Annotated in this window: 17 protein-coding genes and 3 pseudogenes; 11 read left to right on the forward strand and 9 right to left on the reverse strand. The window is 69.9% G+C overall.

Annotated features, from left to right (window positions below; genetic code table 11):
- Positions 1-229 (reverse strand): annotated as a pseudogene (locus STRIP9103_RS53805) (IS982 family transposase); the annotation flags it as partial.
- Between the two features lie 186 nt (positions 230-415).
- Here STRIP9103_RS53805 and STRIP9103_RS40585 point away from each other — a divergent pair.
- Positions 416-655 (forward strand): annotated as a pseudogene (locus STRIP9103_RS40585) (serine/threonine-protein phosphatase); the annotation flags it as partial.
- A 7-nt stretch (positions 656-662) separates the two neighbouring features.
- Here STRIP9103_RS40585 and STRIP9103_RS40590 read toward each other — a convergent pair.
- Positions 663-2,246 carry an IS1182 family transposase gene (locus tag STRIP9103_RS40590; protein ID WP_100244112.1) on the reverse strand — a complete coding sequence of 528 codons (1,584 nt, stop codon included), beginning with the start codon at positions 2,244-2,246 and terminating at the stop codon, positions 663-665.
- 285 nt (positions 2,247-2,531) lie between these two features.
- Here STRIP9103_RS40590 and STRIP9103_RS40595 point away from each other — a divergent pair, with 285 nt between their 5' ends.
- From STRIP9103_RS40595 to STRIP9103_RS40625, 7 genes are all read left to right on the forward strand, one after another.
- Positions 2,532-3,758 carry a sensor histidine kinase gene (locus STRIP9103_RS40595; RefSeq protein ID WP_009338431.1) on the forward strand — a complete coding sequence of 409 codons (1,227 nt, stop codon included), beginning with the start codon at positions 2,532-2,534 and terminating at the stop codon, positions 3,756-3,758.
- Entirely contained in the window at positions 3,755-4,156 is a 402-nt protein-coding gene (locus tag STRIP9103_RS40600; protein ID WP_009338414.1) for a roadblock/LC7 domain-containing protein, read from the forward strand. The genes STRIP9103_RS40595 and STRIP9103_RS40600 overlap by 4 nt, the downstream gene beginning before the upstream one ends.
- Entirely contained in the window at positions 4,153-4,530 is a 378-nt protein-coding gene (locus STRIP9103_RS40605) for a DUF742 domain-containing protein (RefSeq protein WP_009338451.1), read from the forward strand. Before STRIP9103_RS40600 ends, STRIP9103_RS40605 begins: the two co-directional genes overlap by 4 nt.
- Entirely contained in the window at positions 4,505-5,098 is a 594-nt protein-coding gene (locus STRIP9103_RS40610; RefSeq protein ID WP_009338464.1) for a GTP-binding protein, read from the forward strand. The genes STRIP9103_RS40605 and STRIP9103_RS40610 overlap by 26 nt, the downstream gene beginning before the upstream one ends.
- 8 nt (positions 5,099-5,106) lie before the next feature.
- The gene (locus STRIP9103_RS40615) at positions 5,107-6,450 is read left to right on the forward strand and encodes a cytochrome P450 (protein WP_009338475.1); all 1,344 of its coding nucleotides are present in this window, start codon (positions 5,107-5,109) and stop codon (positions 6,448-6,450) included.
- A 350-nt stretch (positions 6,451-6,800) separates the two neighbouring features.
- Entirely contained in the window at positions 6,801-9,428 is a 2,628-nt protein-coding gene (locus STRIP9103_RS53275; RefSeq protein ID WP_009338445.1) for a tryptophanase, read from the forward strand.
- Between the two features lie 591 nt (positions 9,429-10,019).
- Positions 10,020-10,832: a DUF2637 domain-containing protein gene (locus tag STRIP9103_RS40625; protein WP_009338457.1), complete on the forward strand. Its 813-nt coding sequence runs from the start codon at positions 10,020-10,022 to the stop codon at positions 10,830-10,832.
- A gap of 169 nt (positions 10,833-11,001) precedes the next feature.
- On the opposite strand, the gene STRIP9103_RS40630 is transcribed toward STRIP9103_RS40625, so the two are convergent.
- From STRIP9103_RS40630 to STRIP9103_RS40650, 5 genes are all read right to left on the reverse strand, one after another.
- On the reverse strand, positions 11,002-11,289 hold the full coding sequence (locus STRIP9103_RS40630) for an SCO5918 family protein (protein WP_009338425.1): 288 nt from the start codon (positions 11,287-11,289) through the stop codon (positions 11,002-11,004).
- A gap of 92 nt (positions 11,290-11,381) precedes the next feature.
- Positions 11,382-11,816, reverse strand: a complete 435-nt coding sequence (locus tag STRIP9103_RS40635; RefSeq protein WP_009338462.1) for a CBS domain-containing protein — start codon at positions 11,814-11,816, stop codon at positions 11,382-11,384.
- A 79-nt stretch (positions 11,817-11,895) separates the two neighbouring features.
- Positions 11,896-13,566 carry a DEAD/DEAH box helicase gene (locus STRIP9103_RS40640; RefSeq protein ID WP_078614218.1) on the reverse strand — a complete coding sequence of 557 codons (1,671 nt, stop codon included), beginning with the start codon at positions 13,564-13,566 and terminating at the stop codon, positions 11,896-11,898.
- A 294-nt stretch (positions 13,567-13,860) separates the two neighbouring features.
- Positions 13,861-14,064 (reverse strand): cold-shock protein, encoded by a 204-nt coding sequence (locus STRIP9103_RS40645; RefSeq protein WP_007383480.1) that lies wholly within the window; start codon positions 14,062-14,064, stop codon positions 13,861-13,863.
- 232 nt (positions 14,065-14,296) lie between these two features.
- Entirely contained in the window at positions 14,297-14,647 is a 351-nt protein-coding gene (locus tag STRIP9103_RS40650; protein WP_009338427.1) for a MerR family transcriptional regulator, read from the reverse strand.
- 300 nt (positions 14,648-14,947) lie between these two features.
- On the opposite strand from STRIP9103_RS40650, the pseudogene STRIP9103_RS52510 reads away from it, so the two are divergent.
- Positions 14,948-15,082: pseudogene (locus STRIP9103_RS52510) on the forward strand (aquaporin family protein); the annotation flags it as partial.
- A 595-nt stretch (positions 15,083-15,677) separates the two neighbouring features.
- Positions 15,678-16,322 carry a hypothetical protein gene (locus STRIP9103_RS40655; protein WP_009338449.1) on the forward strand — a complete coding sequence of 215 codons (645 nt, stop codon included), beginning with the start codon at positions 15,678-15,680 and terminating at the stop codon, positions 16,320-16,322.
- A gap of 22 nt (positions 16,323-16,344) precedes the next feature.
- Here the strand turns inward: STRIP9103_RS40655 and STRIP9103_RS40660 are convergent, their stop codons facing one another.
- A complete protein-coding gene (locus STRIP9103_RS40660) occupies positions 16,345-16,932 on the reverse strand; it encodes a sigma-70 family RNA polymerase sigma factor (protein WP_009338453.1) in 588 nt (195 codons plus the stop codon).
- 239 nt (positions 16,933-17,171) lie between these two features.
- Between STRIP9103_RS40660 and STRIP9103_RS40665 the strand changes: the two genes are divergently transcribed.
- Positions 17,172-18,407 (forward strand): IS701 family transposase, encoded by a 1,236-nt coding sequence (locus STRIP9103_RS40665; RefSeq protein ID WP_009338460.1) that lies wholly within the window; start codon positions 17,172-17,174, stop codon positions 18,405-18,407.
- A 120-nt stretch (positions 18,408-18,527) separates the two neighbouring features.
- On the opposite strand, the gene STRIP9103_RS40670 is transcribed toward STRIP9103_RS40665, so the two are convergent.
- Complete coding sequence (locus tag STRIP9103_RS40670; protein ID WP_009338471.1) at positions 18,528-20,102, reverse strand: multicopper oxidase family protein; 1,575 nt, start codon at positions 20,100-20,102, stop codon at positions 18,528-18,530.
- Positions 20,103-20,203 lie beyond the last annotated feature (101 nt).

The raw sequence follows: 20,203 nt of genomic DNA on the forward strand, positions 1-20,203 counted from the left end.
TTGTGGTCCGGCTGCACCAGGTGAACATCGAGCCGCACGGCGAGGAAGGCTTCGAACTTCCTGTCAGCGAAGCCCTTGTCGGCCAGGATCACCTGCCCGGCTCGCACGAGGCGGCGCAGGGCAGCGGCGTGGAGTCGATCAGCCGGAGGCTGTCATGCCAGGTCGGCCCCTGCCGGGTGAGCATCTTGATCACCTGACTGATCAGCGGCCCGGCGGCGTTGAGCTGCTTCTCTGCCAGGTTTGGCGCGCGATGGGTGTAGCCGACGGCGGGGTGGACATGCCGCGGTCGGCCTAATGGCCCCGCACGGCCGATGTGCGGCGGCACTCTGTACGAACTGTGCTCGACGGGGGCACCGTGCCCGTCGCCGGATACGCACGAGTGGCAGCTCAGGGACTTGGGGAGGAGGGTGGGGTCATGGCGGAGGGTGACCGGCAGTCTCGTCGGAGCATGCCCGACCGGTCGGAAGGATTCGGTGAGCGGCTGCTGGGCCTGCTGCTGGACCGGGCCCACGAGATGCCGCCGCAGCTGATCGCTCCACTGGTCGCGGAGGAGGTGGCCAGGATCGGCGGCCGCGAGGTGTCGATCCTGCTGCAGGACTACGGACAGGAACTGCTGGCGCCGCTACCCGGCAGGGGATTGATGGTCGGGGGGCCCCTCTTGGTTATGGAGTAGCTGGGGTGAGGTGCCAGGTGCCGCTGGTTCGGGTGAGTCCGAGGTTGATCAGTCGGCGGAGGTTGAGGGCGGCGGCGCGGTGGTGGAGCCAGATGTTGTTGGCGATGACGCCGCGGTAGGGGACTCGGCGGTTGCCCTTGGTGACGAGCCAGGCGATGGCGCGTTCGACCGGGGGCCGCCATCTGCGGTATTCGTCCTGCCAGGCGGGGTCGGTGGCAGCCTGGTGGCGGGCTGCGGTGAGCAGTTCGTGCTGGGGGTGGACGTTGAGGGTGCGCCCGGTCTTGGAGGTGGTGCAGCGTCCGCGCAGGGGGCAGTTGGTGCACACGCGCTTGAACTGGGCGGTGCGGGCGCCGTCGGCTTTGGCCTGTCCGAGGTTGGCGGTGTGTCCGGCCGGGCAGGTCGCGGTGCCGGCCGCCGGGTCGATGTGGAAGTCGTCGATGGTGAAGCCGCCGGGGATGGCGTGCCGCAGCGGTGGCGGTTTGATGACGAGGGTGTGGCCGTCGGCCTGCAGGTGTGCGCGTAGGTCGCCGGTGCCGTAGGCGCAATCGCCGAGCACGGTTAACCGCGTGTCCGGTTCCTCGTCGGCGAGCAGGCTGGTGGCGACGGCGGCCTCGTGGTTGCCGGGGCCGTAGCCGCTGGTGAGAGCCACGGCGGTGAACAGCCCGGTCTCCGGCTCGAGGGAGGCATGCCCTTTGAAGCCGTCCTGGTGGCGGGTGCGGTTTTTGTGGATGTGGCGCGCGTCCGCATCGACGGTGGACACGGTCCGGTCCGCGATCGTGCGCCGGGCGATGCGCCAGCGGCCGTCGCGTCCGTCGGAGTCCTCGGCAGGTTCCACGTCCTGGCCCGCGACCAGGGCCAGCAGGCCCACCGCGTTCGCCGCCTTCTCGCCCAGTTCCCGCTCGGGCAGGTGTCCGAGCAGGTTGAGGGCGTCGGTGACCAGCGCGTCGACCAGCGTGGCGCGGGCGGCCTCGTCGTCCCAGGCGATCCTCGGCTTGCCCGGGTCGGTGTAGTCGTGCGCGCGGCACCACTGCGCCGCCGTCTCCTCGCCCCCGGGGACCTCGCGGATCACCCGGCGGATCGCGGAGATGATCTGAGTGACGGTGTCCTGGGTGGCCACCGCGTCGTCCAGGACGGTGGAGTCCAGTGCCCGGCGGTGCTTGCCCTTGAGGACACCGGTGGCCTTCACGACTTCACGTACGGCCTCAAAGACCCGGTTCGGGCGGGTGGAACGGCCCAGACGACGGCGGAAGTAGGCCAGAAGCGACGAGTCGAAGGCCATGTCGTGCAGGCCCAGCCCGCAGGCGGCCTTCCAGCGCAGGTCACAGCGCAGTTCCTGGACCGTCTCGAAGTCCGACAGCCCGTGCAGGGCCTGCAGCGTGATCGCAGCGGCCAGAATCTGCGGGGGCATGCTCGGCCGCCCGTTCGCCGACGGATACATGTCCGTGAACATCTCCGCCGGGAACAGCGCGCCACGATGCTCGGCCAGGAAGGCGAACACGCTTCCCGACGGGATCAACTCCCGGCAGGTCTCCCATACATCCGGCCCGACCGTCTCCCCGGCCCATTCCCCCATCACCACAACAAAGAGTCTGGCCCCGCCGCTCACGCGGCGGGGCCAGAACCCCAAGATCTTCATGAGTCTTCTAGCCCAACCTTCATAAGGATTCCGCATACTGACAGCTGGTCATGAGTCACTGCGGTGATACGATCACCACGATTGCCGAACGGACGGATAGGTGCAAAACCGGCACCTCTCGCCAAGGGGGCAGCTTGGGTACGGCCCCGGCATGGGCGACCTCCGGTCTGCGCGAATTGACAGGAATTCAGTAGCCGGCTTCAGCCGCCTGAAGAGGGTCTCATGACGCAATACATAGAAGATCTGGCGCCTTGGGCTCTCCTTGTCCTAACCCTTGTCGCCGCCATCCTCCTCGTTGTTCGCCAGCGAGGGGCGGCACGCAGGTTACGACAGGAGATCACCGGGCTCAGAAACCACTACGGTGAGTTGGAGAGCCAGTACTCGGAGTCCGTCCGGAGCGCCCAGCAGGAAGCCGAGTCGGAGACGAGGACGGCCCTGAAGTCCGCCATGCGGACGCTGCAGGGTCTCGCCGCCGAGCAGCAGCGCATCATCTCCGGCCTGCAGCGGAAATACGGCGATTCCGTCATGCTCCAGGACCTCCTGGAGATCGACCACATGAACGCGCAGTTCGGTCGGCGCGCCCAGTCCATCGCCGTGCTCTGCGAGGGCTGGCTGGGCCGGCACCGCGATGTGGCCTCGGTCTACGACGTGGTCCGCAGCGCGCAGGGCAGGATCCGCCACTTCCAGCGTGTGCAGATTCTGTCGAAGGTCGACTTCGGGGTCACCAGCCGTGCCGTGGAGCCGGTGGCGCTGGCCCTCGCCGAGCTGCTCGACAACGCCACCAGCTACTCCAGCCCGGACACCGTCGTCGAGATCAATGTGCGCACCGTGCCCAAGGGTGTCTGCATCGTCGTCGACGACGCCGGTGTCGGTATGAACGAGGAGGAGAAGGCCAGGGCCGAGAAGCTGCTGACGAGCGAGCGGGCCAGCGGTGTCTCGGGGCTCGGCAACCCTCCGCAGTTCGGCTTCGCGGTGATCGGTGTGCTCTGCGAGCGCTTCGGCTTCACGGTGTCCGTGGACTCCACCTCGCCCTACGGCGGTGTGCGTGCCGTCGTACTCCTGCCCGACGAGCTGCTCACCAGCATGCCCGAGCCGAGGGAACCGCAGGCGTCGGGCGAGCCGCTGGAGCGGCGCGAGGTGACGTCGGCCGTCGACCCGGCTGTCGCGTCGTACGAGAGCGGTCCCGCGCCCTCGCAGCCCGAGTCGCTGACCGACGACGGTCTGCCCCGGCGGCGTCGCAAGCGGCCGATGGCCCTGGTCTCGAACAGCCAGCCGAGCCCGTCCGGTCCGTCGTCCTCGTCCGGTACCAGGCGCCGCAGCGAGGAGACGGCAGCGCTCATGGCCGCCTTCAAGCAGGGCACCGACGCGGGTCGCGCCACGCATCCGGACAGCGCCGAGCGGCCGGGTGGCGCCCGTGACACAAGCAGCGAAGGGCACGAGGTTTCATGAACAACGATCTTTCATGGATGCTTGACAGCGCCTTGGAGATCCCTGGAGCTCTGCACGCCGTCCTCGTCTCCGCCGACGGTTTGCTGCGGGCCCGCTCGAAGGACGTCGGCAAGGACGACGCGGACAAGGCCGCCGCCGCGATGAGCGGTATGCAGTCGCTCAGCCGTTCGCTGGCCTTCTTCGTCGACGGGTCCAATCTGCGCTGGCAGCAGACGCTGATCGAGTTCGACGGCGGCTGGATCTTCCTGATCTCCGCCGGCGACGGCGCATACCTCGCTGTCTCGGCCTCCCCCGACGTCGACATGGCGGACATCACCTTCCGGATGCAGCAGCTTGTCGGCCAGTTGGGCAAGGTACTGACTGCTCCCCCTCGTGAGAGCAGTGTGGTACGGCCATGACCGATTCCCAGCAGCATGAGCCCGAGGCCGCCGAGTTAGTACGGCCGTACGTCATCACCGGTGGCCGCAGCCTGCCCGGCGAGCACCAGTTCTCGCTGATCACCCTGGTCACGGCTGCGGCCGACCAGCAGCAGCGGCCTGCCCGCCTCTCCCCGGAGGAGCAGAACCTGCTGGAGATGTGCGTCGGCGGCTATCTCTCCGTCGCCGAGATCGCCGGGCACATGCAGCTTCCGGTGGGGGTGGTCAAGATCCTGCTGGCCGCGCTCGCCGAAGGCGGCTATCTCATCACCCGTGCGCCCGTCCCCCGCGCGCCCGTCGCCAATCTGAAGATCCTCGAGGAGGTGCTGAATGGGCTCCAGGCCAAGTTTGGATGAGCGGGCCTACGTCCCGGGCGGCGAGACGCAGACCGCCGTGAAGATCCTGGTGGTCGGGCACTTCGCGGTGGGCAAGACCACGTTCATCGGGTCGATCTCGGAGATCTCGCCGCTGTCCACCGAGGAGACGATGACCCAGGCGGGGGAGGCCATCGACGACCTCAAGGGCGTTCAGGACAAGACCACCACCACGGTCGCCATGGACTTCGGCCGTCTGACCGTCAGCGAGCGTGTCGTGCTGTACCTCTTCGGTACGCCCGGCCAGCAGCGCTTCGTGCAGATGTGGGAGGACATGGCCCGCGGCGCCCTCGGGGCGCTGGTGCTGGTCGACCCCGAGAGACTCGCCGACTCCTTCGCCGTGATCGACCTGATCGAGCAGTACGGACTCGACTACGCGATCGCGGTCAACCACTTCGACGGCACCCAGATACGTGACGAGAGGGCGCTGCGCGAGGCGCTGGACCTGCTCGACGACACCCCCGTCGTCACCTGCGACGCACGTGACGAGCGTTCGTCGGCCGAAGCACTGATCACGCTGGTCCGCTACTTGATGGACCGCGTCCGTTAGGAACAGACATGAGCCCAGACCCCACCACCCCCGTACCGCCACCCGGCTGCCCGGCCCACGACACCGGCCAGCGGGTGCCGCTGTACGGGCCGGAGTTCGCGGCCGATCCGGCGGCGTACTACGCGTACATGCGTCACCACGGGCAGACCTCGCAGGTCGAGATCGCGCCCGGCGTGGAGGCGACCCTCGTCACCGACCACGCGACGGCGCTGCAGCTGTTGCAGGACCCGGGCAACTTCCGCAAGGACGCGCGCCGTTGGCGTGACGTCGCCGAGGGCAAGGTCCGCCCGGACAGTCCGGTCGTGCCGATGCTGGGCTACCGGCCCAACTGCATGTTCACCGACGGCGCCGAGCACGCGCGGCTGCGCCAGGCGGTCACCGACAGCCTCGCCCACGTGGACTCCCGCCGGCTGACCGAGATGGTCAAGCGGGCCTCCGAGTACCTGATATCCCAGTTCGCCGGCCGTGGCTCGGTCGACCTGATGAACGACTACGTCAAGCAGCTGCCGCTGCTCGTGTTCAACGAGCTCATCGGCTGCCCGGCGGACGTCGGCGACCGGGTCGTCTTCGGTATCTCCGGCGTCTTCGAGGGCGTCAACGCCCAGAAGGCCAACGAGGTGCTGGGGCAGGCCGTGGGAGAGCTGGTGGCGCTCAAGCGGGCCAGGCCCGCCGAGGACGTCGCCTCCTGGCTGCTGCGGCACGAGGCCCGGCTGACCGACGAGGAGTCCGTCCACCAGCTGATCCTGCTGCTGGGCGCGGGCGTCGAACCGCTGCGCAACCTCATCGGCAACACCCTGCACCGGCTGCTCACCCACGACCGGTACGCCGACGGCGGTCTGATCGAGGAGGCCATCGAGGACACGCTGTGGGAGAACCCGCCCATGGCCAACTACGCGCCGCACTACCCCGCCTCCGACATGGAGTTCGGCGGCACCAAGCTGCGGGCGGGCGACCTGGTCCTGGTCAGCATCACCGCCGCCAACACCGACCCGGCGCTCGTGGCGGCCCGCGAGACCGGCGGCCGGCGAGCCCACCTGGCGTGGAGCGCGGGCCCGCACGCCTGCCCGTCCAAGGACCTCGCCCGGCTCGTCACCATGACGGCCATCGAGACCCTGCTCAACCGGCTGCACGACATCGAGCTCGCGGTGCCCGAGGACAGCCTGACCTGGCGTCCCGGCCCCTTCCACCGCGCCCTGGCCGTCCTGCCCTGCCGTTTCACCCCGCAGGCCGTGCAGCGGCCGACCGCGCCGCGCACGGTGGAGACGCCCGCACAGGCCGACGCCGCCAGGGCGGGCCGGAAGCCGGAGCGCACCGGCGTGTGGAGCTCCTTCCTGTCCTGGCTGAAGGGGTGAGGTACGCAACAGTCGGCACTTTCCCGGCACTGCATGAAGATTCAACGGTCGGGGTAGTGATGCGGCGGCATTCGTGGTGACCAAAGAACAAAGGGAGGTGTCGTGGACCACATATCCACCGACGCCGCTACTGCTCAAGACCCCACCCTTATCCTCCGCTCCCGAGGGCACACCCCCCTAGGGAGCACCGACGCCCAGCCGGGCGTGACCGACCGTGAGTTACCGCGAGACGAGATACCCGCCCAGGTCGGCGGGTATCTTTCTGTGTACTCCCTGAGTCGTGATCCCCACGGTTCACGGCGTACGGCCGGGCACCCGCGCCCCCACTCCGGGCAACGGCGGGAGCACCGGTGAGCGCCCTCGGGTCCGGCGCCCGCGAGGCCCGGGAAACGGAGACACTGGGCGCGCTCGTGACCGGCCAACTGCTGCGCCTTTGCCAGGTGTCGGGGCTGGAGCGGGACGACGCGGAGAGCTACGCGCGCATACTCACCGACTCACTGGGAGCGGTGACCGAACGACCGCTGGATCAGCCGTCTTCCTCGCCGAGCTTCCTCTCCGACGACGCGACGCCGGTGGAGTTCTCGCTCTCCTTCCCACCGGACGCACCGCCGACCCCGCGCGTCCTGCTGGAACCGGGGTACGGCGCCGAAAACCTGGCCGAGAACGGCCGCACCGGGTTGCGCGTCGTCCGGTCGATGGCGCGGCGCTGGGGCTTCGCCACCGACCAACTCGACATCGTGGAGGACCTGTTCTTCCCGCCCGATCCCCAGGGCCTGCTGGCACTGTGGATCGCGCTGGAACTGGGTCCCGGCGGCGTCCCCAAGGTCAAGGTGTATCTGAACCCCGCGGCGCGGGGCGCGGACCGGTGCGCCGAGACGGTACGGGAAGCCCTGGACCGGCTCGGTCACGGCGGGGCCCTCGACGCACTGCCACCCGCCGACGGCTACCCGTTCCTCGCCCTCGACCTGGGTGACTGGGAGACGCCCCGGGTGAAGGTCTACCTCGCCCATCACGGGCTGTCGGCAGCGGAGGCGGGCGGTCTGTCCCGCATCGACCCCGGCCCCGACGACGAGGAGACGCTGCAGGAGTTCCTTCGCCTGGTCGGCGGGTTCGACGACGGGACACCGCCCTCGGGTGCCCCGTCCGAGGCCCGGTTCGACCAGCGGCCCGTCCTCACCTGCCATGCCTTCACCGGGGCGGCCGGTGCGCCCAGCGGCTTCACCCTGCACGTACCGGTCAGGGACTACGTCCGGCACGACGGGGACGCCCTCGTACGGGCGAGGGCGGTCCTGCGCCGCCACGGCATGGACCCCGCCGTACTCGACCGCGCGCTGGCCGCCGTCACCTCACGGCGCCCGGAGGACGGGGTGGGGCTCATCGCGTACGTGGCCCTGGCCTGCGAGCGGAACCGGCCACCGCGCGTGACCACGTACATCTCCTCGGAGGCGTACGAGGTACGGCCACCGGTCCTTTCCCGGGACACCGGGTCGAGTCGTTCCCGGGACAGCGGGCCGAGCACGTCCCGAAGCAGTAGGCCGAGCTCTTTCCGAGACATCGGCCAAGAAGCAGTTCACCGCACAATTCACAGCACACCAGGAGCAGGATTCAGCGTGGAGCCCTACCGGATCAAGGTCGTCGAGCCCATTCCGATCACCACCCGGGAACAGCGCGAAGCGGCGCTGAAACGCGTGCACTACAACCTCTTCGACCTGCGCGCCGAGGAGGTGACCATCGACCTGCTCAGCGACTCCGGCACCGGCGCGATCTCGGCGGCGCAGCTCGCCGCGGGCATGGAGGGCGACGAGTCCTACGCCGGCTCGCGCTCCTTCTACCGTTTCCACGAGACGGTGACGGAACTGACCGGCTACGCGCACATCCTGCCGGCCCATCAGGGGCGTGCCGCGGAACGTATCCTGTTCACGACGCTCCTCGAACCGGGCGGCATCGTCGTCGCCAACACCCACTTCGACACCACGCGGGCCAACGTCGAGCTCTCCGGATGTCAGGCTCATGATCTCCCGTGCCCGGAGGCCAAGGACCTGGACAGCGAGCAGCCGTTCAAGGGGAACATCGACCTGGAGGCGCTGCGCGGAATCCTCGAAGGACCGGACGGCTCCCGCGTACGCGTGGTGATCATGACGATCACCAACAACGGCGGTGGCGGCCAGCCCGTCTCCATGGAGAACCTGAAACAGACCGCCGAACTCTGCCGCCGCCACGGCGTCCCCATGATCCTGGACGCCGCGAGGTTCGCCGAGAACGCCTGGCTGGTGACCCGTCACGAGGCGGCGTACAAGGGCCACACCCCGCGCCAGGTGGCCGAAGAAGCGTTCCGCCTGGCCGACGGCTGTGTCATGAGCGCCAAGAAGGACGGCATCGTCCACATCGGTGGCTTCATCGGCCTGAACGACGGCGAACTCGCCGAGAAGTGCGAACGCCTCCTGATCGCCACCGAGGGCTTCGCCACGTACGGCGGTCTCGCGGGCCGCGACCTCGACATGATGGCCACGGGTCTGCTGGAGGTGACCGAGCCGGCGTATCTCGCGGAGCGGGCCGACATCGCCGCCCATCTCGCGGGCCGGGTCCGCGCGGCGGGCGTCGACATCCTCGAACCCCCAGGCCTGCACGCCCTCTACCTCAACGCCGGCCGTCTGCTCCCGCACATACCGCCCCACCACTACCCCGGCCACGCCCTCGCCTGCCGCCTCTATCTGGAGGGCGGCATCCGCTCCGCCGAACTCGGTTCGCTCTACCTCGGCGAGGAGGACGAGGACGGCAACCCCATCAAGAGCGCCCCGTACGAGCTGGTCAGGCTGGCGCTCCCGCGCCGCGTCTACACACGCAGCCACTACGACCACGTCGGCCGGACCCTGGAGCACATCGCCAAGAACGCCGAGTCCGTGCACGGCTACAGGATCGTGGACCAGTCCCCGATCCTGAGGCACTTCCGCGCCAAGCTGCAGCCGGTGACCGTCTGAACCACTGCCGCCGACCAGCGCTTCCCGCCCTGAGGGGCGACTGATTCGCAGCCCCGCGCCGCAACCGGCGCGGGGCTGCGTCGTCCACGGCCGGACATCAAAATCCGCCGCGCGGCGAAGAACCGCGCGGGGGCGAACCCCAAGCGCGTGTGCGCGCCGCCGCGATCGCCATCCCGCGCTCGCGAGCGACGGCGCATACCGCCGGACAACCTGGCCTTAATCTTTACGTGCTGATCGCGGCGCGGTCGACTCCCATTGTCGAACCCCCTGGTCAACGAACTCCCTGGTCAACGATTCCCCCTTAATCCCACTCACCCATTTGCCACGCATCTGGAGGAGGGCGGGACGCGTTAGCGGATTATGACGAAACCAAGGCTCCTTTACTCGCCCCGCTATGAAGCGACGGAGGATAATCCGACCGTGGCCGGGGACGGCGCCCAGGTCCAACCGCACGTCACCGAATCGCTGCTCAGCGAGTTTCTGATGCTGCTGGACGCGGCCCAGGAGGAACTCGCTCGGCGGTGGAGCGCCCAGGGGTGTTGCGATCGCCACGCATCCCGCACGTGACGGGGGCGAATTTCCGTGAATTCCGTGAATGACGATTACCCGGATCTCTCCTTCACCCTGAATGATCGGTACATCGGTACGCACCCCGTCGGACTGAGCACCGGTCGGCACAGGGGCCCGGTCGACACCCTGCACACGCCGGACCCCCTGGACGAGGGCTGGGACCCGGTCGAGGAACTCACCCATCTCCTGCGGGACAGCGCGACGGCGGAGCACGTGGGGGCTGTGCCGCCCCCTCGGAGCGAGGACTCGTCCGACGTCGGCCACACCGGCGACCCGATGGACAACCTGGTGCAGATCACCACGGAGTTGCCGCCCATCCGGCCTCTCTCCGCGGGGCATCGCAAGGTCCGGGCCCGCAAGCCGAGCGTCTCGTGGTCGCAGACGCTCAGTTTCGTGATCGCCGCGTTCGCCGCCGTCATCGTGTCGATGGTGAGTGTGTACGGGGGCATGGTGGCCTACGCGCCACTGCGCCACATCGCGGCCGGCACTCGGGGCGGCGCCCTTGCCTGGTGGCCTCTTCTGATCTACGGCCCCTGGATGGTGGCCTCGCTCTCCATCCTGCGGACCGCCCTGCACCAACGACGGGCCGTGCACTCCTGGTTCGTCCTTCTGCTGTTCTCCGCCGTCGGGATGCTGCTCTGCGTGGCCGAGGCCGACAGGACCGTCACGGGTGTCGCCGCGGCTGCCCTGCCGACCGCCGCGTCCCTGGCCTGCTTCCAGCAACTGGTCCGTCAGATCACCCTGACCCGGCCCCCGCGCCAGAGAACGTCCCGCCACCGCCAACGCCTCGTCCCCACACCTACGGACTCCCCTGAGACCAAGAAGGACTACTGACCGGGGAGGAGGTGACGGGAGTGACGGGCGACAGGGACACCCGCCGGCCGGCCCGCCGCAATGGCGCAATCTCCGCGGCGAACCGCGCCCACACCTCTGTCCGCGTCGGCTCGACGCTCAGGAGCCCGGTCCGACGACGGGGTGGCGGGGCGCGGCAGGTACCGCGGTGTCACCAGCCCAGTACGCCCTCTTCGCCCCGCGCCTCCCAGGACGACGTCGCCGGAGGCGCGTCGTGGCAGGTGAAGCCGAGCCGGGTCAGTGCCCGGCGCATCTCACCGGCGGTGAAGTCGCGACGGTTCTGCTTGGTGACCACTTCCCCGACCTGCATCACGGAGTAGACGCGGCGGCCGATGGTCACGGCCACGCCGGTGACGGGTTCGGGCGTGATGCCGCTCATCGACTGCTCGACCTCGCTCTTGATCAGGTCGAAGGGGAACCGGGCGATGACACAGCGCATGGATGCCTCCACAGGGGCGGATGAGAAACACTGGCGGGGGCGACCGCGCGACGACGGTCGGACGGGTGCTGTTTACGTCGTGGGGACGACGGTCAGAGCGCGAGAACGCCCAGGGCGTAGCCGTGCTCGTCGATCACGGGGGACACGTCCAGGGTCCGGACCCGCATGGCGGCTTCCGCCTCGCTGAGTACGGCCACGGACGAGGTGAACGGCCCGCGGTCGAGCGGGATGTCCCGCAGCCGCGTCCGGTCGCTGTACCACGAGCCGCCGCGGTGCGAGGAGAGCTGGGCCCGGGTGACCAGTCCCGCGCACCGCCCGTCCTCGTCCCGGAGGAGCAGGTGCGGGACACGGGCACCGATGAGTACGGACAGGGCCACGTCGACGGTCATGTGGTCCTCCACCTGGGGTCCGGGAGCGTGCATGGCGTCCCCGGCCGTCAGACCCGTGCCGTGGGTGTCCTGGGCGGTCGGGCCGGCGGTGCCGTCGGCGTTCTCGGCCTGCCGTGTGAGCGGTGGAATCGGCGTCATGGGCTTCTCCTCTTCGTCGGGGCGGGCGGGCCGGGCGAAGGCTCGCCCCGACCGCTGGGAGCGAGTCCCGGTGCCTGGGCTAGGGGGTGTTCCTCGGGGTGGAGCGACGGGGTCGGGCGGTGGCCCGTCCGCCGCCGTCACGTCCGGTGGCCCGTCCGTTCCCACCGCGGTCGGTGGCCCGTCCGTTCCCACCGCGGTCGGTGGCCCGTCCGTTCCCACCGCGGTCGGTGGCCCGTCCGTTCCCTTCGCGTCCGGTGGCGCGTCCGCCGCCGTCACGCCCGGCGGCCCGTCCGCCGCGACGGCGGGAGGCGGATCCCGAGCGTTCGGTTCGTTCGGCGACCGGTGGCGTGACGGTGACGGGTACGCCGGAGGGGGTCCGGGCACCGGTGATGCGCTGCAGTTCGGCCTCGCCCGGGCGGACCCGGACGCTCCGCGCGGCGATGCCGGCGTCGGCCATCAGCCGGTCCACCGCGCGACGCTGGTGCGGCAGGACGAGGGTGACGACGGTGCCGGACTCGCCGGCGCGGGCGGTACGGCCGCCACGGTGCAGATAGTCCTTGTGGTCGCCGGGAGGATCGACGTTCACCACGAGGTCGAGGTCGTCGACGTGGATGCCACGGGCGGCGACGTTGGTGGCCACCAGGACCGTGACGTGGCCGTCCTTGAACTGGGCGAGCGTCCGGTTGCGCTGCGGCTGGGACTTGCCGCCGTGCAGGGCCGAGGCACGTACACCGACGGACAGCAGATGCTTGGCCAGCCGGTCGGCCGCGTGCTTGGTGTCCAGGAACATGATCACTCGTCCGTCGCGGGCGGCGATCTCGGTCGCGGTGGTGTGCTTGTCGGCGTCTCCCACGTGCAGCAGATGGTGCTCCATCGTGCTGACGGCGCCCGCGGACGGGTCGACCGAGTGGACCACGGGGTCGTGGAGGTAGCGGCGTACCAGGAGGTCTATGTTGCGGTCCAGGGTGGCCGAGAACAGCAACCGCTGGCCGTCGGGACCGACTTGGTCGAGCAGTGCGGTCACCTGCGGCATGAAGCCCATGTCGGCCATCTGGTCGGCCTCGTCCAGAACGGTGACGGCGACCTGGTCCAGCCGGCAGTCGCCCCGTTCGATGAGGTCCTTGAGGCGGCCGGGTGTCGCGACGACGACCTCGGCGCCGCCGCGCAGCGCGCTTGCCTGCCGGCCGATCCCCATGCCGCCCACCACGGTGGCGAGCCGCAGCCGCAGGGCGCGGGCGTAGGGGGTGAGCGCGTCGGTGACCTGCTGGGCCAGTTCCCGGGTGGGTACGAGGACGAGGGCGAGCGGCTGCCGGGGCTGGGCCCGCTGCCCGTTCAGCCGGGCCAGGACGGGCAGGCCGAAGGCGAGCGTCTTGCCCGAGCCCGTGCGCGCTCGGCCCAGTACGTCCCGTCCGGCCAGCGCGTTCGGCAGCGTGGCCGCCTGGATGGGGAAGGGCACGGTCACGCCCTGGGCGTGGAGCGCGGCCTGAAGAGGTGCGGGCAGGTCGAGTTCGGCGAACGTCTCGACCGCCGGGAGCGGCTCGGTGAGGGTGACCGGCAGGGTGAACTCCTGCGGGCGCGCGGCGGAGCGTGACCCTTGGCCGTTCCTTCGTCCGGTGGTCGGACGGGGGTTCTGCCGGCCTGTCTCCTGTGTGCGGGAGCGGCTGTCGCGAGCGGAGCCGGCCGAGCGTGTGGAGCTTCTGTCCGTGCGGAAGCGACCGGAACTGCCGCCGGTACGGCGGGTGCGGTCCATGGAGGAACCTTCCTCGATGCGGCGCATCGAGGAATTCCGCTCAGCGGCGGGGAGCCGCAGGAGGATTCGCAAGAATGAGCCGAGGGAAATGCGAAAAGCTGGGCCCCTCGGCGCTGAAGCCGGGGCTGTCGACGATCCCGGGACTGCCGGAACTCCCAGAGGCTCCGGGGCTGCCGGGACGGTCGGAACTCCAGATCTCCCGGTGCTCCGGGAGATCTGGGAGATCTGGGAGAGCAATGGGCTGAGGCCCGCACCCCTGGAGTGCGGGCCCCGACCACATGGTTCGTGTCAGCGTCAGGCGGGAACGATGTTCTCGGCCTGCGGGCCCTTCTGGCCCTGCGTGACGTCGAAGGTAACCTTCTGGCCTTCCTGAAGCTCGCGGAAGCCGGAGGTGGCGATGTTCGAGTAGTGGGCGAACACGTCAGCGCCGCCACCGTCCTGCTCGATGAAGCCGAAGCCCTTTTCCGCGTTGAACCACTTCACGGTGCCAGATGCCATATTGAATCTCCCTTGGGGGGCAGTGCCGGATTCCGCACTTTACGGATCCGAGTCGCCGCGATGATCACCCCTCCGGAAAGATCCGGAAAGCTCTGCAAAGAAACAAATCTCTGGCAACCAAAACTGCAACTGCTATCACGCTAACACAGGTCGGCTCGAAGCCCCCAGGAGGTTTTCGGGGGCGTCCGGGAATTCTCATCCGGCCGTGTTCAGTATTTCTGTACCGGCGGGACTAGGTATCTGTGTCCGTACGACCGCCCCGCTCGCCCAGCTTCCGGCGCATTTCCCGGTTCAGGCGGAGAGTGTCGTCGAGCTGGTTCTCGAGCGAGACGATGCGGCACGCGGCCTCGACGGAGGTGCCCTGGTCGACGAGTTCACGGGCGCGGGCGGCGATGCGCAACTGGCGGCGGGAGTACCGGCGGTGGCCGCCTTCGGAACGCAGGGGAGTGATCAGCTCGGCCTCGCCGATGGCCCGGAGGAAGGCGGGTGTGGTGCCGAGAACGTCGGCGGCTCGTCCCATGGTGTAGGCGGGGTAGTCGTCGTCGTCGAGATTCCCGGCGACAGGGGCGTTCTCAGCGGACATAGCACCTTCGTTTCGGGGGCGCGGCGAGGAACCCGGGCGTGCCTGCCGCCCGTGTTCCGAAGGCTTCCCCACCATCTGCCTCGTGTGCCAACCCTAACTCCGCCGGGCAGGGAGATGTGTTCTCGCCGTGACAGACTTTCCCCCGCCGCCCGGGCGCGGGACGCCGGGCGAACACGCCGGAACATCACTACCGCGATGAAGGCCACATCGGCCTGTCGCCGAGGTGCCTGTCGCTACCCGATCGCGCTCTCGCCGCAGCACGGAGGCGAGCGGGCTGGAGGGCATCGTTCGGAGACGAGGCCGGGCGAGCCGTTGGTGAAGTGGTCCCCCCGCGATCGCTCGGCGGGGCACCTGCTGCTGGGCGAGGTGGTCGCGACCGCCGGCCTGGTCCTGCTGATCTTCGGCCCGGCGCGCACCGACCGGCTGCGGTTCGCCCGTGGGCGCGGCGGTCGGGCCGGCGCCGGTGGCGCTCATCTTCCAGCCCGGCCGGACGGCGGACGAGCCGTCGGCAGCCTGACGAACACCGCGCAGATGGCGGTGATCGGCTGCGGCGGCCAGTCCCGGCTCGCCGCCGCCGGGGGTCCGGGTGTCCCCGAGAAAGCGCGGCCACCTGCGCCGCCCGGGCGTCGCCTTCATCGTCCTCGGCCCGAGGGTCACGTCGCGGCCGTGGATGTCGCGGTCGAGGATCACATGGGCGCGAGGAACGTATTGCCGCCCGCGCGGTCATCGATGCTTCCGGCACCTGGTCCACCCCCGGCCCCCTCGCCGGCGACCGCGAGGCCGCCGAACGCGTGGAACCGACCCTGCCGGAGACCGGAGACCGGAGACCGGAGACCGGAGACCGCGGCGGCGCCGGCCTGTTCGACGACCCCGACACCGCCCGGAGCGGCGACACCGGCGGCTGCTGACACCGTGCCTGCGCCGATCGCGTCTCGTACGCCCTTCACAAGGCCCGCCCCTGGTCTCCGACGGCCCCCGCCGATCTCACTGGTAGCTTGCTGATCCTGCCAGTTCACTCCGGGGGACATCGATGAACCAGCCGCCACCACCGCCCGCGCAGCCACAGCAGAATCCCTACAACCCGTACGGTCAGCCCGCCCCGCCGCAGCAGCCACCGGGGTACGGACCGCTGCCCACCCCCGGGCAGCCGTCGACGCACCCGGCACCGCCGTTCCAGCCGCAGCCCTTCGGACAGCGGCCGAACGCGGGCGGAGGCGGTCATCCGGTCGGCGCGGTCCTTCTCGGGTTCCTCGTCTCGGTTCTCGTCTCGCTGCTTTACTCCGGCCTCAACGTGGCCACGTACAAGGATCAGTCGATCACCACCGCCAACATCCTCTACCTGGGCCACGCACTGCTCAACGGAGCGGTTGTCGGCTCCCTGGTCGGCTTGGTGGGCGGGCGTAGCAATGGCGCCCGGATCGGCGCGGCCGTCATCGCCGCGCTCGGTGCCTTCTTCGGCTACACCAACTCCCTCCCCCTCATCTTCGCCTTCGAGGAAACGCCCGCCGCCGCCTTGGACTTGGTGACCTACGACTTCTTCTTCCCGGCCAAGGCGTGGTGGACCAGCGAAACCAACGGCGGAGTCGACTGGTTCTCCCCACTCGGCCTCGTGCTCGCCGCGGCCACCGCGTGGGGTCTCGCCCACGCCCTCGGTACCAGGCGCCGCCGGGCGTAACGTACGAGTGCGGGCCGGGTGATCATGCGTTCGCCTCGGTGAGCAGTCCCATGAGGGCGCTTCGTGCGCGGGCCACACGGGAGCGCACCGTTCCGACGGGGCAGTCGCTCACCTCGGCCGCCTCCGCGTAGGGCAGGCCGAGCAGTTGGGTGAGGATGAACGCTTCGCGGCGTTCGTCGGGCATGGCCGCCAGCAGATCGGCCAGCGCGACGCCGTCGTCGAAGCCGGGCAGGCCGCGGGGCTGGGCCCGCTCGACGGTCAGTTGCCAGTCCGGCGCCTCGGACAGCCGGGGACGGGCCGCCGCGTACCGGAAGCTGTCGATCACGACGCGGCGTGCGATGGACAGCAGCCATGCGCGGGCCGAGGAGCGGCCCTCGAAGAGGTGCAGGCTGCCGAGGGCTCGCAGGAACGTGTCCTGGGCCAGGTCGTCGACGGCCTGGGGATCGGCGCGGAGATGGGCGATGTAGCGCCGGACGTCGCGGTGCATGGCTCGTACGAAGAGCTCCGCGGCGTCCGCGTCACCGCTGCGCGTGGCGAGCGCCCAGGCCGTGATGGAGTCGTCGCTCGGCGCGCCCTTCTCGCGCGAACTGGGCAGGACGGGACTGATCACCTGGTGTCCTTCTCTGGTCGTCTCATCCGGGATCCGAGCCGGGCAGGCGGGCGTCCGTGAGACACGGACATATCGGGGGAGCGCCCGACGGCGGGGCCGTTCGCCCCGGGCCCGAGAGCTGACCCCGCCGCCGTCCCGGCGCTCCCCGGACAGGCCCTGGTACCGCACCGTCGCAGTACTAGTAGGGCTTGGTTATCTTGGATGGGGAATAGCGTGTCGGCCTCGCGGGGGTGAGGGCCATGACCCCGCAGGAGCTGGTGGAGGCCCAGGACCGGCTGGCGGCGTTCGCGGCCGAGGTGTTCGCCCCGCTGGGGCGGGTTGACCAGCGGCGGTGGGGCGAGCGGTATGTGCGGGGGCTGCTCGGCGAGGGGCGGCGCAAGTCGATGGAGCCGATGGCGGCCCGGCTGGGGGTGGACCGGCAGGGGCTGCAGCAGTTCCTGGCCGACTCCCCGTGGTCGCACCAGATGGTGCTGGCCGAGGTGGCCTGGAGGATGGAGCCGGTCATCCGCCCGGATGCCTGGGTGGTCGATGACGTGTCCTTCCCCAAGGACGGGCACGCCTCCCCGGGCGTGGCCGCGCAGTGCTGCGGGGCGTTGGGCAAAACCGCGAACTGCCAGGTCGCGCCGAGCGTGCACCTGGTCACCGATGCCGCCTCCTGCCCGGTGAACCGGCGGCTGTTCCTGCCGGCCGCGTGGGATGCGGCCGCCGCGGCCGCCGAGGAGGCCGGCCGGGCGGAGCACAGGCGGCGCCGGGCCCGGATCCCCGCCGGCGTGGGGCATGCCGAGAAGTGGCAGCTGGCCGTCGACATGGTCGACGAGCTGCGCTGCTGGGGCCTGGAGCCGCCGCTGGTGGTGGCCGACGAGGGCTACGGGCAGGACGGGGCCTTCCGCGAGGCGCTGACCGAGCGCGGCATCGCCTACGTGGTCGGGGCGCGCTCGGACACCGCGGTCCTGCCCGAGACCGCCACGCGCACCGCCCCTGCCTGGTCGGGCACCGGCCGCAAGCCCGTTGTGCGCTACCGGGACCAGCCCGTCGCGGTGCGCGAGCTGGTCCTGGGCATCGGGCGCGGCGCCCTGCACCGGGTGACCTGGCGCCAGGGCTCCAAGGGGCCGCTGCGCTCGCGGTTCGCCGCACTGCGGGTGCGCCCGGCCGGGGTCCGCCTGCGCCGGGCGCACCGGGGCGCGGACCTTCCGGTGTGCTGGCTGCTGGCCGAGTGGCCCGCCGGGGAGGAACAGCCGGTGAAGTACTGGCTGTCCACCCTGCCGGCTGACACCCCGCTGCGGCACCTGGTGCGTGCGGCGAAGATCCGCTGGCGGGTGGAGCACGACTACCGGGAACTGAAGACCGCCCTGGGACTGGGCCACTTCGAAGGCCGCACCTTCAACGGCTTCCTGCGGCACGTCACCCTGGCCTCGGTGGCGCAGGCGTTCTGCACCCTGGAGCGGCTGTGCCCGCCAGCAGCGGCCACGGCCTGACGACCTACCAGGTTGTGGCCGAGCTCCAAGTCCTCCTCGTCTGCTGGGCAGGAACATGCCCCACCTGCCGAAGACCCTGGACCCGATACGACACGCCGGCCCCAACCTAACCAAGCCCTACTAGCTCTCCATCACCATGAGGCCGGCCATCATGCCCTCGTCCTCGTGTTGCAGGAGATGGCAGTGCAGCATGTACATGTAGGTGTCATCGGCGAAGTCGGTGAACTTCATGGCGATCTTGAGGCTGCCGCCGCCGACGACCTCGTAGGTGTCGAACCAGCCGAGGTCCACGCCGGTCGGCTCCTCGCCGTTGATCTCGATGAGCTGGAACGGCACGTCGTGCAGGTGGAACGAGTGCTCCAGCATCGTGTTGTTGGTGATCGTCCAGATCTCCTCGGCGCCGAGGGTCGTCATGATCGTCGCCATGGAGTCCATGGTGGTGCCGACGGAGCCGTTGATCGCCATCTCCAGACCGTCCTGGTCGAGGGTGATCGTGCGCTCGGTGAAGCCGGAGGTGTCGTACCGGGCGATGGTGTTGAGCGTGGACGGCAGGTCGTCGGGCGTGTCCGTGGCGTCCGGGGTGACGGTGAGGAAGTCGTAGGTGCCGCTGCCGCCGCGGACCCAGCCGGTCGTGACGACGGCCTGGAGGGTGACGGCGTCGCCGAGGTCCATGACGAACTCGGCCCGGGCGCCCGCGACCAGTCTGATCGTCTCCACCTCGGTGGCGGAGGTGAGATAACCCTGGTCGGTGGCTATCTGGGTCAGCGTGCCGCCGTCGCCGCGCTGGATGGTGATGATGTCGGACGGTGAGGCGTTGAGGACACGGAACCGGGTGCGGGTCCTGGTCGCGGTGAACGTGAGCGTGGTGTCGTCGACGTTGGTGCCGTTGCACAGCAGCGGGAAGCTCAGCCCGTTGCTCAGGTAACCGGTCAGGTTGTACTTGACGTCCCCGGCGCTGTCGGCGGCCAGGCACTGGAGGATGATCGGGATGTCGTCGACGCCGTACTCGCTCGGCAGCGCGCCGGAGGCCTCCGAGTCGTCCTCCACGATGATCATCCCCGCCAGGCCGTGCACGACCTGCTCGGCCGTGGTGCCGAGGGCGTGCGGATGGTACCAGAGGGTCTTGGCCTCGTCCAGGACCTCGAAGGCGGGGGACCAGGTCTTGCCGTCCGCGAAGGCGTTCTGCGGGCCGCCGTCCATCTCGGCCGGGACATGGGCGCCGTGGAAGTGGACGGTGGTGTCCTCGCCCAGGCTGTTGGTGATGTTCATCAGGACGGTGTCGCCGGTGGTCCACTTCATGGTGGGGCCGAGGAAGGACTGGTTGTAGCCGGCGGTGGTGCTGGTGACGCCGCTGAGGATCTCGGCCGTGCCGGTCCGGGCCTCCAGGGTGAAGGTCGTGGTGCCGTCCGAGGCCGTGCCCTCGAGAAGCTCGGGAATGGTGAGAGTGGCGCTGTTCGTCGCCGCGCCCGCCTTGTTCTCGCGTGCTTCGCTCAGCAGGGAGAAGGCCGCGCCACCCGCCGCCACGGCGGCGAAGCCGGCCCCGGCCATGCCGCCGAGGAACTTGCGGCGGTGCATTCCCCTGCCGGCTTTGCCCCTGCCGCCCTTGCTGTGGTCGGGGCCGGCGTGACGGCCCCTGTTGTGGTTGCTCTCGCCGTGGCTGTCCGCTCCGGAGGCGGGCTCCGTGTTGAAGGTCATGGCGCGGAATGCTTGATCCGAAGGCTGTGTGAGCGATGGGGCGAACCTAAGGGCTGTCTCGTAAATGATCTACGGCATGCTGGTTGACCTGCTTGTTTCCC

Origin of the sequence: Streptomyces ipomoeae 91-03 (assembly GCF_000317595.1) — a bacterium.
Taxonomy (GTDB): domain Bacteria; phylum Actinomycetota; class Actinomycetes; order Streptomycetales; family Streptomycetaceae; genus Streptomyces; species Streptomyces ipomoeae.